We start from the raw sequence: 17,494 nt of genomic DNA on the forward strand, positions 1-17,494 counted from the left end.
GTTAGCCTAATCAATTAGAGTTCGATAGAACTCTTTACTTAGGAATCCCTCACTTCTAAACGAAGTGAAAGTGGGGGTAGTTCAAAGTTGTATTGTGTATACGGTAATTCATCGTCCTAAGGAGGAATTATTCAAATCACGTAAGTTAATCCTGGGTATTATATAACCATCTAGGCATTCTACATAGTTATTAAATCAAAAGCTATCTAAAAATTAGATAGCTTTTTTATTGTTTCAAAATTGTTATTGGTTTAACTGTTAACCCTGGATAAATAATTGAATATGTCCAGAGATAATAAAGTTATTTAAAAAATGCTGGTCATGTTATTCAACAATTGAGCCATTTAATTGAATAAGACTACACAAAAAGTCGCTTTCCCTTACGTAAGGAAAGTGACTTTTTAGCTTGATTTCCCCCTTATTCTATTTAGTAGAATATTCCCCTATATAGCATCATTATTGGGTGTCCATGCGTTTGAAGTTAAGATATATTGAAAAGATCTTATTGAGATTTATTGTCAATTTCTCATGAGTTTTCAGTTTATTCGGAAATTTAGTGGTTTTAATTTTACAGTTTAGTGAAATAGTGGGTTTGAAGATAATATAAAGTGTCTGCAGGACAATAGTAATGGATATAAGATGAAAATATTGTATGTGCATATCAAAACATAACGGAAAATCAACAACATGAACGGAAAGATAAACAGTACTGTAGAATATGAAATTATTTGATCTGTCTTAGGAGTCGTACAAAGCAAAATTGTAAGTCAGCGATCCTAGAAATAAGTTTGCCTTCGGTAGTAAGCGCTTCACTAGCAATGTTCATCCTCAATATTTTCTTAAAACGTTTGAATGAATTCACTTATAGATCCTCATCTAAACTAAAAAATTTCGCATATAACTTTATTTACGTTTAAAGTCTAAAAGCTCACCATAGATGATTTATAGAGAATGCAATTATAAATGCAAGAAAATCTAATTTAAAATTGAAAATTCGTTCTATTTTGGTTAGATATGGAATAAATGAATTTTATTTCTCAATATTCACTGTATGTCACTTTTTTGTTTTTTTCTATATGATATTGGAAAAAGTATGCTTAATTTTATGACATAAATCCCCTACAAAATTATTACTCTACAAATTAATTTCTTAAAGAAAACTTCTTGTGAATATGTTACTAACTACATAAATTGTAATATTAACAGAATTATTACCAAAGTATTAGGTTTTTAGAATGAAAAATGAGTGCTCAAAATATCATTGAAATCCAGGAATAGAAATTGTAATTAAATTTTTTGTTTTCTGTCAGGTATGTAAATCACTTTAGCTACTTTATGGGTAATTTCATGTGTTTTTTCTTTTGCTTAATTTTATGAAATAGCAGTATTAGCTCTAAGTATTGTAGCTAAGAGTATGTAAAGCATAGAAAATCCGAATTAAACAAAATAGGAGGAAAGTGAAAATGAAGCATCAAGATGATAGTAAAACTGGTTTGGAAATAGCGATTATTGGAATGGCAGGTAAATTTCCAGGTGCAAATGAAATAAACCAATTCTGGGATAACCTAAAAAATGGTGTTGATTCAATTTCTACATTTACTGAAGATGAGTTAATTAAAGAAGGTGTTAATTTAGATGTTTTACAACATCCTAATTTTGTGAAAGCAAAAGGGTATTTGGAGGAAGTAGAATATTTTGATGAATCCTTTTTTGCTTATACACCTAGAGAAGCGAAAATAATGGATCCCCAAATCCGTATGTTACAGGAAACAACATGGGAAGCATTAGAGATGGCAGGTTATAATCCATTTGACTATGAAGGATTAATAGGGTTATACGTAGGAGCATCTACTAATTTTAATTGGATGAAGCACACGCCATTATTAAACAGTGATAGTGTAGTTGAGTTCTCAGAAGCGGGTACTCTTTCCTATAAAGATGCAATTTCAACACTTACCTCCTATAAGCTGGGACTTAAGGGACCGAGTTTTACATTATATACAGCTTGCTCTACATCTCTATTGAGCATTCATCTTGCATGTAGATCATTGTTAACTGGAGAATGCTCTATTGCAGCTGCAGGTGGAGTATCTATAACGTATCCTAAAAAGAATGGTTATAAATATCATGAAGGAATGACAAGTTCACCTGATGGCAAAGTACGTACTTTTGATGCAGAAGCCCAGGGTGCAGTTTTTAGTGATGGTGTAGGTATGGTAATACTGAAGAGATTAGAAGATGCAATTGCTGATGGGGATACAATCTATGGTGTAATTAAGGGATCAGCAGCAAATAATGATGGAGGTCGAAAAGTAGGCTATACTGCTCCGAGTGTTGAGGGACAGGCTGAAGTAATACAAGCAGCACATAGTTTTGCTGAAGTTGATCCTTCTACTATTAGTTATGTAGAAACGCATGGGACAGCAACGCCATTAGGGGATTCTATCGAAGTAGAGGCTCTAAAGAGAGCGTTTCAAGATGTGGACAAGAAATCTTTTTGTGCAATTGGTTCTGTTAAGAGTAATGTAGGTCATTTAGATACAGCTGCAGGGGTGACCGGACTTATAAAGACAGTTTTATCTATGAAACATAAACAACTCCCGCCAACTTTAAATGTGAAGCGCCCTAACTCGAAAATTGATTTTATAGATAGCCCATTTTATATCAATACTGATTTGGTAAATTGGCAAAGTGATGATAATGATCTTCTTCGAGCTGGTGTAAGTGCTTTCGGATATGGTGGAACTAACGTTCATATTGTATTAGAAGAAGCCCCTAAAGTTAAAAGTTCTGCTTCTACTAGAGAGAAAAAACTAATGGTTCTTTCTGCTAGATCAAAAGAAGCTTTAAATAATGCTACAGTAAATATGGTCCAATATCTGGAATCTAATAAAGATGTTGAATTAGCAGATGTAGCATACACATTGCAAACTGGCCGTCGACCATTTCCGTATAGAAGAGCGGTCTTATGTAAGGATATAGATAGCGCTATAGACAATTTAAAAACAGTTAAAGATTTTCACGTAAAAACGCAAGAAAATCCAGATTTGGTATTTGTGTTACCTAGCGAATACTCATCAATTATTGAGAATGTAAAAGAACTATACCAAAAGGAACCATTATTCTTACAAGTATTTGAGCGTAATATGACTGATGCCCAAATGTATACTGGAAAGGCATTGAAAGAAGCATTCTTTAAAGGAACAGATGATAGCTTGGTTGAAGATTTAACCTTTTTCGTCTGCTTGCAATCGATTATTGATGTATTAATTGAATGTGATGTACGTCCTTCTAACATTATTGGTACAGGCTTAGCTGGAATGGTTTCAGATATTTATAATAAATCTCTTAAGCCAGAAGATGTCCTGAATCCATTAGTTGAGAACTATATAGAGTTACAGACAGAATGGACGCATGGAGAAAAAGTAGAACTTCTAACACAAGTTAAGGATGTAGATCCTAATTTTGTGATTGTACATATTGGAGAGTTATTAAATTCTGAAATTAATAATAATCAGATTATTTTACAGAACGACTTGTTAGAGGTATTGGGACAAGCGTGGGAGTTAGGGGTAGAAATTAATTGGAGTAAACTGTATGAAGAGGAATATAGATTACGTATTGCCTTACCAACTTATCCTTTTGAGAAAAAACGATATTGGATAGATCCAGCAGAACAGCAAAATATAACTAATAGTGAAGAAACATCGATAAAGAAACGTTCTAATATAGCTGAGTGGTTCTATACTCCAGGTTGGACGGAAAAAGAAATTGTAGATGTAACTAAAGGATCTACTAAAAGTTGGTTGTTATTTTTAGACAACGAGCATATAGGCTTAGCTCTTAAAGAAAAACTTGAAAGAGATGGACATCGTGTTATAACAGTCGGTGTGGGTCCTTCATATAAAAAGATTAGTTTAAATGAATTTACAATATGCCCTACTGAACAAGAAGATTATTATCAGTTATTTAATGAGCTACAAAAACAAGAGTGTTTACCAGAGGAGATTGTTCATCTATGGAATGTGGATAATAAGGATTTAGGTATCGAGACCTTAGATACTGGATTCTATTCATTAATATCACTTGCAAAGACAATTAGTAAATTTAATTTACTTTATCCTATCAATATAAATGTTATGACGAATAATATGCAAAAGGTAGTAGGAGACGAGTCTATTATTGCAGAAAAATCTACTCTTTTGGCTCCTATAAAAGTATTTCCGCAAGAGTATCCAAATATTAGATGCCGTAGTGTAGATTTTATGTTGTCTGATAATGAAGAAGCATTAATATCAAACTTATATTCTGAGATTCAAACGGACATTATTGACACTGTAATAGCAATTCGAAATAACACTCGTTACATTCGAATCTATGAGCCTATACCTGATGAAAAAGTAAGTGAAATGCTAGTAATAAATGAAAATGAATCAGCTTCAAAAATTCCGAATATTCGATCGGAAGGAGTTTATTTAATTACTGGTGGAATGGGAGGAGTAGGCCTTAAATTAGCAGAATATTTGGCGCGTACAGTAAAGGCTAAACTAATATTAGTTAGTAGAACAGCTCTTCCTGATCGTGAAGAATGGGATCAAATTCTTCAATCACAGATTGAAAATGAACAATTATGTCAACGTATTAACCATATTCAGAAGTTGGAGTCATTGGGAGCAAAAGTAATGACAGCTGTTGCAGATGTAGCTAATGAAGAGCAGATGAGAAACGTGATTCATCAGGCTGAGGCTAATTTTGGTCACATAAATGGGGTAATTCATGCAGCAGGTGTCTTACGTGTTAAATCAGCTCAGTGTCCAATGGAAAAGATAAGTAGGATTGAATGTGAAGAGCAATTTCTTCCTAAAGTACATGGTGTGCTAGTTCTTGATAAGCTATTAAGTAATTATGATCTTGATTTTTGTTATCTTGTTTCATCACTTTCACCTATTTTGGGTGGATTAGGTTTTGTAGCCTATTCAGCAGCAAACCTTTACTTAGATAGTTTTTCAGACAAAGTGAGTAATACATCTAATAATCGATGGACTAGTATTAACTGGGGAGATTGGCAGTACACGGGAACTGAACAGGTTAATAAAATATTCAATGCTCAAAGTATAGAAGCACTTGAAATGACATCTGAGGAAGGACAAAAAACATTCCAATGTGTGCTTGGTTTAAGTGGTTTAAATCAGGTAATTATTTCTTCAGGAGATTTAAATAAACGTTTTGATCAATGGATCAATTTGAATTCTCGCAAACGAATTTCTGAATTGGAAACTCAAACGAAAACGGGAGATAAGTTCAGAAATCAAGATGAAGTAGAGGAAATAATTATAGGGATTTGGAAAGATTTTTACAGTGTTGATACTGTAAATGTAAATGAAAATTTCTTTGATCTTGGTGCAACTTCACTTCATATAATTCAAATTCATGAGAGATTAATTAATAGATTAGAAAAACATATTTCAATTGGAGTTATGTTTGAGTATCCAAGTATTCGTTCTTTAGCGAAATACTTAAGTGGAGATAAACAAAAGAATCAAGTTAAACATACAAAACGATTTAATCGAAAAACGAAAGAAGATAACGATATTGCAATTATAGGAATAGATGGACGTTTTCCTGGAGCACAGAATGTAAATGAATTCTGGAATAATATAAAGTCTGGTACAGAGTCTATTCAATTTTTTACAGATGAAGAGTTAATTGAATCTGGTGTAAATCCTATGGAAGTAAAAAGCCCTAATTATGTTAAAGCGAAAGGGTATTTAGAGGGAACTGATAATTTTGATGCTCCATTCTTTGATTATACACCTCAAGATGCATCGTTAATGGATCCGCAACTACGAGTATTTCATGAATGTGCGTGGTCTGCCCTTGAACATGCTGGATATAATATCGAGACATACCCGGGCCTAATTGGTGTATATAGTGGGGCATCTCCAAACTTATATTGGCAAGTGTTATCTACTCTTTCAGAGGCAAATGAACCAGCTGGGCAATTTTTAATTTCATTACTTAACGACAAAGACTCGCTTAGTACTCAAATTTCTTACAAATTTAACCTTAAAGGACCAAGTATGAATCTCTTTACGGGATGTTCAACATCATTGGTGGCTATTCATAATGCATGCCAAGCATTATTACAGGGGCATTGTGATATTGCTATAGCTGGGGGAATTACATTAACTCAACCTGAAAAAGCAGGTTATACCTACCAAGAAGGAATGCTGTTTTCTTCAGATGGTCATTGTCGTCCTTTTGATGAAAATGCAAATGGAATGCTTTTTGGAGACGGAGTTGGGATTGTTGTCCTGAAGCCTTTACAGGAAGCTATAAATGATGGAGATACTATACATGCAGTAATAAAAGGAACGGCGATTAATAATGATGGGAATCGGAAAATTGGTTACACTGCGCCTAGTGTAGAGGGCCAAGTAGAAGTTATTAAAATGGCGCAACATGAAGCAAATGTAGAACCTGAGTCCATTTCCTATATTGAAACACACGGAACTGCTACTAAACTAGGAGATACCATTGAGATCAAGGCGCTTAGTGAAGTGTTTAACTCTAATGAAAAACAATCTGTACCAATTGGATCTGTTAAAGCAAATGTAGGCCATCTAAATGCAGCATCCGGTGTTGCTGGTCTAATTAAAACGGTCTTTGCGATGAAAGATCAGGTTCTTCCGCCAAGTGTGAATTTTACAAAACCAAACACGCAAATTGGATTTGAAAAGACACCTTTTTATGTAAATCAACAATTAAATGAGTGGAAAAAGGATAATAAACCATTACGTGCAGGTGTTAGTTCATTTGGTATTGGTGGTACAAATGCACATATTATTTTGGAGGAGGCACCAAAGCTTGAAGCAACATCAAATAGTAGACCATACCAGATGTTAATGATTTCGGCAAAATCGAAAGATGCTTTGGATCGTATGACTTTGAATTTAGGGAATCACCTTGAACAGAATCCTCATGTGAATTTGGCAGACGCTAGTTATACATTGCAAATTGGACGTAAGGAATTCAAGCATAGGAGAGCTTTAGTTTGTTCCAGTACTCAAGAAGGAATTGAACTGTTAAACCAGCCAGAAGGAAGAAGAGTACAATATGTAAATGTAAAAGAGGAACATCCTAAAGTTAACTTCCTGTTTTCTGGGAATGGGTCGCAATATGTAAACATGGGGTTAGAATTATACGAACAAGAGGCAATTTTCCGTGAAGCTATGGATGAATGCTTTGCAATCCTTCAATCTGTTACGAATGTAAACATGAAAGAAGTGTTATACCCAACTACTTTGAGTATTGATGAGGCGACGGAAAAATTAAAAAGAATGGAATTTAGTCAACCAATTCTTTTCGCGTTTGAATACTCAGTTGCGAAACTATTAATGGGTTGGGGAATTAAACCTGAAGCAATGATTGGATATTCATTTGGTGAATATGTGGCTGCTTGTTTAGCAGAAGTATTTACTTTGGAAGATGCACTTAAATTGGTTGTAAAAAGAGGTCAGCTAATGAGTAGTCTTCCTGCAGGAGTAATGCTTAGCGTTCCACTTCCAGAAGAGGAATTAATTCATTTGATTAATTCTTTTGAAAAAGAATATCAACATACCATTTCTTTAGCAGTAGTTAATGGTCCAGCTTGTATAGTTTCTGGGACAGAAGAAGCAATTGTAGATTTTGAAAATGAATTAAAGAAAAAGCGTTTAATGTGTATGCGAGTAACAATAGAAGGAGCAGCACATTCACACGAACTGGATTCAATTCTGGACGAGTATGCTTCCTATGTTAGTACATTAACACTCAGAGAACCTAAAATACCTTATTTGTCAAACTTGACTGGTACTTGGATACGACCTGAAGAAGCAACAAACCCAGTTTATTGGGTAAAACACATGCGTGGAACTGTTCGATTCTCTGATGGAATTCAAGAGTTGAATAGGGACAATACAAGTCTATTCATCGAGATTGGTCCTGGAAATGATCTTAGTAGGCTTACTAGTCGCCTTTTAGATTATGAAAATGGTAATGAAAGAATATTTAATACGGTTCGATCCGTTCAACAAGATGTATCAGATATGTATTTCTTATTTAGTCACATCACTCGAATGTGGGTAACAGGTATTTCTATAGATTGGGAACAATTTTATAAAGATGAGAAGAGAAGACGTATCCCATTACCAATGTATTCTTTCAATAAAATATCTTATAAATTACAAGGTAATCCGTATGATTTAGGTCAAAAGCTTAATAGTAAGCAATCTAAAATTAGTAAGAATAACAACATTTCTGAATGGTTCTATACGCCACAATGGAAAAGTTCTACATTGTTTGAACCAAATCATGATGTGAATGAGACATGGATTGTTTTTGTAGATCAAGAAGGATTAGGTAATGAACTAGTTAAGGACTTATTAAATAAAGGGCAGAGAGTAGTTACAGTAGAACCTGGCTTTGGTTTTAATAAGGAGAATAACGATCGCTTCATTATAAATCCTGAAGAACGTACAGACTACGTTAAGTTATTGGATGAAGTACAAGAAATATGTGGTTTACCTACAAGAATAGTTCATATGTGGGGAATTACGGATGAGGAAAGACAAGCCTCAATTGAATATGTAAATTGTAAACAAAACTTAGGATTCTATTCAATTTTTTACTTAACTCAGGCACTAGGAGACAAGAATATCTCTGATTCAATCTCAATTCGAATCATTACAAATGGTGTTCAACAAGTGTTTGGTGATGAAGAATTAATTCCAGAAAAATCAACTGTACTTGGAACGTCATTAGTTGTTCCGCAAGAGTATTCTTATCTTTCTTGTTCAAGTGTTGATGTTGTTTTACCTCTAAACAAAGAATTGAAGAGTAGGCTAATAAATCAATTAGTAGAAGAATGTCTTTCAAATACGAATGATAAAATGATTGCTTATCGAGGAAATAAAAGATTTGTTCAAACTTATGAGCCTATACAACTAGAACAGCCAGCTAAAGAGAAATTGCCTTTACGAAAAAATGGAGTTTACCTTATTACAGGAGGGCTCGGAGGTATTGGTACAATTCTTGCGAAACATTTAGCTCAAACTGTACAAGCCAACTTAGTTCTTCTTACACGTACTGGTTTGCCAAATCGTGATGAGTGGGATATGCATTTGAAGGAAAATACGATGTATTCGGACAGAATTCGTAAAGTTTTAGAGATAGAAGAAACGGGATCTAAAGTTTCTGTACTTGCTGCTGATGTTACAGATCAATCACAACTATACGAAGCAATTCATAAGGCAGAACAAAAATTTGGAAAGATTAATGGTGTAATTCATGGTGCAGGTATTCTTGGTGGAAAGACTTTTAATTTAATTCAGGAACTTGAAAAAGGGGACTGTGAGGAACAATTTTCTGCAAAAGTTTATGGTCTTCTAAATTTAGAAGAATGCTTACGAAATAAAGACTTAGATTTTTGTGTTCTAATGTCTTCTATTTCAGCGGTCTTAGGTGGATTAGGGTATGTTTCATACGCTGCTTCAAATATATACATGGATGTTTTTGCACAATATATAAATCGTTATTCCAATCTGCCTTGGATAAGCGTCAATTGGAGTGATTGGAAATACTGGGAAGATGAAGAAAAAGATATGCAGATAGGTGCAAGTGTACATGAATTATCTATGACACCTGAAGAAGGAGTTCAGGCCTTTAATATAGCACTGTCATGGAAACAAGGGGAAGTACTGATTCATTCTCCAGGAGAACTGCAAGCGCGTATTGATCAATGGGTGTTATTAAATTCTTTCAATGATGAGAAGGAAGAAGAATTAGATTCTACGTTATACCATTCTAGACCACAACTCTTGACTGAATATGTAGCACCTCGCAATGAGGTAGAAGAAAAGCTTTCAAAAATTTGGAGAAATATATTTAAAGTTTCAGAAGTTGGTGTTCATGATGATCTTCTGGAACTAGGTGGAGATTCACTTAAGGCTATTACTATTGTTTCAAAAATTCATAAAGAGTTTAATGTTGAAGTTCCTATTAAAGAACTCTTTACTCTATCAAATATTGAGAAACTAGCAAATTATATTTCAAGGGCAGATAAGAGTGAATTTGATGTTATTGTTCCAGCTGAACCTAAATCTCATTATCAGCTTTCTTCAGCTCAGAAGAGATTTTATGTATTACACCGATTGTATCCAGAAAGTACAGCTTATAATGATACTTCCGTTATTCTTTTGAATGGAAAATTAAACATTGAACGTTTAGAAAAGGCGTTCACTCAATTAATTAAGCGTCATGAGATATTTAGAACTACTATTGAAATGAAAAATGATAAACCGGTACAAATTATTCATGATCATGCTGATTTCCATATTACTCAAATTGAGGGCTTTGAATCTGAAGTGGAACAAATAATTAATGAGTTTATTCGCCCATTTAATTTTAATAATGCTCCATATTTCCGTGTAGGGTTAATTAGATTGGAAGAACAAAAACATATTTTAATTATTGATTTACATCATATAGTAACCGATGGAGTTTCCTATGATATTTTCGTTAGAGATCTATTTGCGCTTTACTCTGGAGAGAAATTACCAAGCTTAAAAATACAGTATAAGGATTACTCAGAATGGCAGCAGAGTGAAAAAGAAAAAGAAATTGCTCTCAAACATGAACAGTATTGGCTAGAGCAGTTTAAAGATGGTGTACCTGTCTTGAATATGCCTACAGATTATACAAGACCTGAAATAATAGATCTGAAAGGTAGTAAAATATCCTTTACTATTGATTCCAATGTTACCAAGAAAATTAAGCGTCTATTAGCAAAAGAAGAAACAACATTATATACGCTAATGCTCTCTGTATATAATATTTTGCTAGGTAAATATACTGGCCAAGAGGATGTTGTAATTGGTTCACCAATTACTGGTCGCCCACATGCGGATTTACAAGATATTATAGGAGTATTTGTAAACATGTTAGGGATAAGGAACTATCCAAGAGCTGAACAAAGGTTTACTCAGTTCCTATTTGAAGTAAAAGAACAAGTCTTACAAGCTTTTGAACATCAAAAATGTCAATATGAGGACCTGGTTAATCAATTAGGACTTCAAGGAACGTATAATAGGAACCCACTTTTCGATGTTTCATTTGTTATGCAAAATATGGATGCAGATCATATGTTTATCGATGGTTTAGAACTAAAGACATATGATCACGACTTTAAGCGCGCGCAAATGGATTTATTGCTAAGAGTGGTTGAATTGGAAGATACAATTGAACTGACTATGGAATATGCAACCTCTTTATATACTAGGGACACGGTTCAAAAGTTATGTGAGCGTTATGTTGAGATTTTTGAACAAATTGTAGATCATCCTGAAATTTTATTAAAAGATATTTCATTTAAACAAGAAATTCAAGAACTGCAACCAGTTAAGGTATCAGTAGATTTTGGGGATTTTAACTTTTAATTGATTATTGTCAGGAGTGAGTAACTATGGTTGAACGAATAGCGAATAAAGATAAAGTAATTGCCGCAAATGAACGAATAAAGGAAAGAGAATTTTGGTTAGAAAACTTATCAGGGGAACTGGCTGACTGCCATTTCCCTTATGATTACCGGACATCAAACAAACAGGTGAATTTATCAAATGTTAGCATAAAACTAAAAGAGGAATTGTCCGAGAAGATTTTAAAGTTAGCAAATGGATCAGATCTTCAATTGCACATGATTCTTACTGCTGGACTTACTTTGCTGTTAAATAAATATACTAGATTGCAAGATATATGCATTGGTACACCTGTTTTAAAACAAGACAGTGATACTAACCTTATTAATACTTTGTTAGTTTTAAGACATGGTCTTGAGGAACATATGACATTTAGACAAATTCTCCAGCAAGTTAGTACAGTAATGGGTAATGCTTTAGAACATCAAAATTTCCCATTGGAAAGTTTACAACCGGTTTTGAGTAACTACCTTCCAGAGGGGCGTAATTATCCATTCCGTACTGCAATTTTGCTAGAGGAAATTCAAGATTTAAATTATTTAAGTGAGAGCAATGCTGAGATTATATTCTCTTTCCGCCAAGTAAATGGGTGTATAGAAGGTGATATGTATTTTAATGAACATCTATACAAAACATCTACTGTTACGCGATTTGGTCATCATTTTATAGACTTGTTAGAGCAAGCTTTACTACAACCGAATACGCCCCATATAGATTTAGATTGGGTTAGTGATAATGATATAAGAGAGTTAATTGCATTTAATCAAACTGAGTTAGATTACCCGCATCATTTAACGGTGATACAGTTATTTGAAGAACAAGTCATGCATAATCCAAATAAACTTGCTGTTTCTGATGACAAAAGAGAAATAACATACGCTCAATTAAAAGAAAAGGTAGATCTGGTTGCCAGTTCTCTACATAAAAAAGAAATTGGAAAAGGACACATTGTTGGTCTTATGATGGATCGATCAATTGATGCAGTCATTGCAATGCTAGGTATTTTAAAAAGTGGGGCTGCTTATTTACCTATTAACATATATTTGCCGTATAAACGGATAGAGGCGATGCTAAAAGAATGTAAATCTCCACTTTGTATAGTAAAACCAGAGGTTATTAGTGAAGATTTTACAAGAGAAATCCAGGATTGTAGTATGGTGAGTTTTAATGAACTACTTGAAACAGAGTTGGTTAGTTTCCCTTCAGTAAGTACACCTTACGATTTGGCATATGTTATTTTTACCTCTGGAACTACAGGTAATCCTAAAGGAATTATGGTTGAAAATCGTAGTGTTGTAAATTTAATATTTGGGTTAAAAAATGAAATATATGATAAATATAGTTCTTCTATGCAAATCGGGTTAGTTTCACCTTTTGAGTTTGACGCTTCAGTACAAAACATGTTTGGTGCGCTTCTATTAGGAAATAGTTTATTTATAGTACCTGAGGAAGCAAGAACTGATGGGCAGAAGCTAATTAATTTTTATCAAGAAAAGCAAATAAATATCGCGGATGGAACGCCGATGCATCTTCGATTATTAACTAATTTTATAGATGAAGAAATAGAATATTCATTTAAACATTTTATTATTGCTGGAGAGGAATTACCACCGAAATTAGCACGGAAATTCCTTGGTTTATTTAATGAAAACTGCCGACCAAATTTAACAAATGCTTATGGACCTACAGAGACAACTGTAGATTCTACATGTTATCATGTTCAGCACGCTGAGTTAGAATTTATGAATCAATTACCAATAGGAAGGCCTCTAGCTAATCAAAAAGTTTATATTATGGGTGATAATCAACAATTACAACCTGTTGGAATTCCTGGGGAATTGTGTATTTCAGGAGAAGGATTAGCAAGAGGTTATTTAAATCAACCTAAGTTAACTATGGAGAAATTTGTTCTTATACAAATCAACAAAGAGGGTTCTTCTATTATAGATGACAAGGTATATCGTACTGGAGATTTGGCTCGCTGGTTACCAGATGGAAATCTTGAATATTTAGGCCGTATGGATGATCAAGTCAAAATTCGTGGATTACGAATTGAATTGGGAGAAATAGAAAAGCAACTATTACGATATCCTGAAATTGGTGAAGCTATTGTAATTACACGTAAAAAAGAGGGAGAAGATGCTCCGGTTTTATGTGCATATGTTGTTATGAATTCTTCAGCTAAAGTAGAAGAGGTACGCCAATTCCTTAGAGAGTATTTACCTTTTTATATGATTCCTGCATACATCATCCCGATTGAGCAGTTTCCAATCTCATCAAACGGTAAAATAGATCGGAAAGCTCTTCCAGATCCAATTTGGGAGCAATCCACAGCTTTATTTATTGAACCACGTAATGAAATTGAACAAATGCTCTCTGAGATATGGAAAGTAGTACTTGGAATAGAGAAAATAGGTGTGAATGATAACTTTTTCGAATTAGGAGGTAATTCATTACAAATCACTTCTGTTGTTTCACACATATATAAACGTTTAGGTGTAGATGTACCTATACGTGAAATGTTTCAAAGGCCTACAATTATGCTATTAGCAGAGTATATAGAGAAATATGAAGGGAAGAAAAATTATTCTCAAATTGAGATTGTACCTGATAGAGAATTTTATCAAGCTTCTTCTTCACAAAAAAGATTATATATATTAAACCGCTTTGCTGGAATAGGAACTGCCTACAATATACCAGGTGCAATGTTAATTGAAGGTGAGTTTGATTTTATAAAGGCAGAACAATGTGTCAAAGAATTAGTGGAACGTCATGAATCATTAAGAACTTCATTCCAATTTATTAAAGGTGAACCAGTTCAATTTATTCATGATAGTCTAGATATTAGAATTGAACATTTATATAAATCTGATAGATCAACAATTGAAGAGTTAATACAGGAATTTGTTCGTCCTTTTCAGCTAGATAGGGCTCCACTTATGCGCGTCGGTTTAATGAAATTAGAATTCAATCAATATCTGCTACTATTTGATCTTCATCACATAATAGCAGATGGAGTATCTTTAGCGAAGTTAGAAAAAGAGTTTATAGATTTATATTCAGGTAAAGTCTTAGAGCCTATTAAAATACAATACAAAGATTATGCCAATTGGCAAACCAATCGTTTACATGAAGAAGGGCTGAAAGAAATTGAAGAGTATTGGGTAGATAAGTTTAAAGGTGAGTTACCAATTCTTATGTTCCCAATCGATAAGCCACGTGGGCTAAATCAAACTTTTGAAGGTGATAGATTAGTATTCCATCTAACACCTGAACTTTCTAATAAATTAAAGTCCTTTGCAGATGAAAGAGAAGCTACTTTATACATGGTACTTCTTTCGTCACTAAATATAGTGTTGCATGTGTATACGCAACAGGAAGATATTATAGTAGGTTCTCCAATTGCGGGAAGAATTCATCATGATCTTGAGCCTATCATAGGTATGTTTGTAAATACACTACCTATGAGAAATCATCCTAAAGCGGAAAAGACGATAATCCAATTCTTAAATGAAGTAAAAGAAAATGCGCTAGAAGCATTTCAATATCAAGAATACCCATTTGATGAGTTAGTAAATAAGTTAGACATGGCTTATCATACTAACCGGAACCCTGTATTTGATGTTATGTTAGTGATGCAGAATATCGGAAGAACATCAGAAAAAATAAAAGATATTACATTTAAATCTTACGAAATTAAGCATCAAGCTTCAAAGGTAGATATGAGTATAGAAGTATTTCCGGAAGAAGAGGGTCTACGATTAGAGTTGGAATACGCGACAGGACTATATTATCCGCAAACTATAGAGCGATTTATGATGCATTTTATAAATACGCTAGAGTGGATGGTAGCTAATCCTGAAGCGAAAATTGAAGATGTTAATGTCTTAAGTAAGAGTGAATCCATGAGGATGTTAAATGAACTTAATAATACAAAATTAGATTTTCCTCAGAATAAATTAGTTCATCAATTTTTTGAGGATCAGGTTGAAAATAAATCAGAAGAAATCGCAGTTATTTCAAATGATATACCGTACAGTTATTCGTATATTAATAATCGAGCAAATCAGCTTGCTCGTATTCTTAGACAAAAAGGTGTAGATCAGGAAACTAAAATTGGTATTGTTGTGGAAAGATCTGTAGAAATGATTATAGCTATATTTGCCGCGCTAAAATCTGGAGCTGCATATGTACCAATTGATCCTGAATATCCAAAGCGTCGAATGGAACATATTTTAGAGGATTGTAATCCTCAATTTGTACTTACAGAATCTAAATACGTAGGTGAAATTCCATTTGTAGGAGAGATTATTGATTTAAAACAAGAAAATTTGTACGTTGGTGATACAAGCAACCTGGAGGTTACTGGAAAACCAAATGATTTAGCGTATATTTTATATACCTCAGGTTCTACAGGTAGACCAAAAGGAGTCATGATTGAACATTGTAGTATTGTGAATTTCTTATTTTCAATGACTCATTTATATCCTATGGATGAATCAGATACGTATTTACTGAAGACGCCTTATATATTTGATGTATCTGTTTTAGAGTTGTTTGGGTGGACCATAGTAGGTAGTAAATTAGTAATAATGGAAAATGGGGAACATCGAAACCCAAGGGCAATTTTAAGAGTTATAGATAAATATGATGTAAAATTATTAAATTTTGTACCGTCTATGTTTAGAGCATTCGTAAATACACTTAATAATGAAAATAGCCAGGTTTTAAATAAAGTAAAGTATATATTACTTGCGGGTGAAGCTTTGACACATGAGGTGGTTAATAAGTTTAAAAAGCATCGACTATCGACTCAAATAGAAAATATGTATGGTCCTACTGAGGCGACAGTTATCGCAAGTACGTTTTCACTTCAAGAAAGTGAAAACTATAATACTATTCCTATTGGAAAGCCTATTCCGAATGTAAGGCTTTATATACTTAATCAAAAACAGAGACTTCAGCCTATTGGTGCGGTAGGAGAGCTGTATATTGCGGGGGAAGGGCTTGCAAGAGGATATGTAAATCAAATGAGATTAACTGAAGAAAAGTTTTTACCAGACCCATTTGTAAACGGGGAGAAAATGTACAGAACAGGAGATCTTTCACGCTGGTTACCTGATGGGAATATAGAATTCCTCGGTAGAAATGATGAACAATTAAAAATTAGAGGATATCGAATTGAGCCAGGTGAAATTTTAGATGCTTTATCTTCACACCATGCAATTAAAGAATCTGTGATAGTAGACATTCAAGATGAAGATGGGCAGAAAAAGCTTGTAGCTTATTTCGTAGCAAAATCACTTGTATCTATTTCTGATTTGAAATTGCATCTTGCGAAATTAGTTCCGAGTTATATGATACCTACTTTCTTTGTTGAAGTTGAAAACATACCATTAACACCAAGTGGAAAGGTTGATCGACATTCCTTACCTTCACCTAGATCTTTAACTAAGAATAAGGAGGAGAGTATGATGTCTCCTAGTAATGAGTTAGAATCTCGTTTGGTTGAAATATGGAAAAGTATACTGAAGATTGAAGCTGTCGGTGTAGAGGATGATTTCTTTGACCTAGGAGGAAATTCTCTACTAGCTATTGAGCTTGATCTTGCTTTAGAAAACGAAAATCTTAATACGGATGACCTAGTTGCATATACAAAGCGAAATATTAAACAACTAGCGGCTTATATAGCAGAAAAGAAAAATAATTAGTATTACTTCATATTGTAAACACGACTTTTAAGAGTTTAAATTTACACTTGCTACACTGTGGGATTAAAGGAGCTTTCCCTCTTAGATTTCTGGAATGATAGTGTATATTCTGGTGATTCTGAGTTAGGGAATTCTCCCCTTATTTAAAAGTGATTAAAATAAAAAAGTGATTCGTGGAATAAGATTCTTCATATTAAAGGGGTTAATAATAATTGATAGTTTTTTAAAGAAGATATACATATCTTTGTCAACTTAGTATAGAAAAATAAC

Annotated in this window: 2 protein-coding genes; both read left to right on the forward strand. The window is 33.6% G+C overall.

What is annotated here, in order from left to right; translation table 11 throughout:
* Positions 1-1,463: 1,463 nt before the first annotated feature.
* Entirely contained in the window at positions 1,464-11,474 is a 10,011-nt protein-coding gene (locus MRP26_RS20065; protein ID WP_242806706.1) for a type I polyketide synthase, read from the forward strand.
* 26 nt (positions 11,475-11,500) lie between these two features.
* Positions 11,501-17,224, forward strand: a complete 5,724-nt coding sequence (locus MRP26_RS20070; protein WP_242806707.1) for a non-ribosomal peptide synthetase — start codon at positions 11,501-11,503, stop codon at positions 17,222-17,224.
* The last annotated feature ends 270 nt before the right edge of the window (positions 17,225-17,494 follow it).

This window comes from Bacillus sp. CCB-MMP212, assembly GCF_022748145.1.
In the GTDB taxonomy this organism is placed as follows: domain Bacteria; phylum Bacillota; class Bacilli; order Bacillales; family Bacillaceae_G; genus Bacillus_A; species Bacillus_A cereus.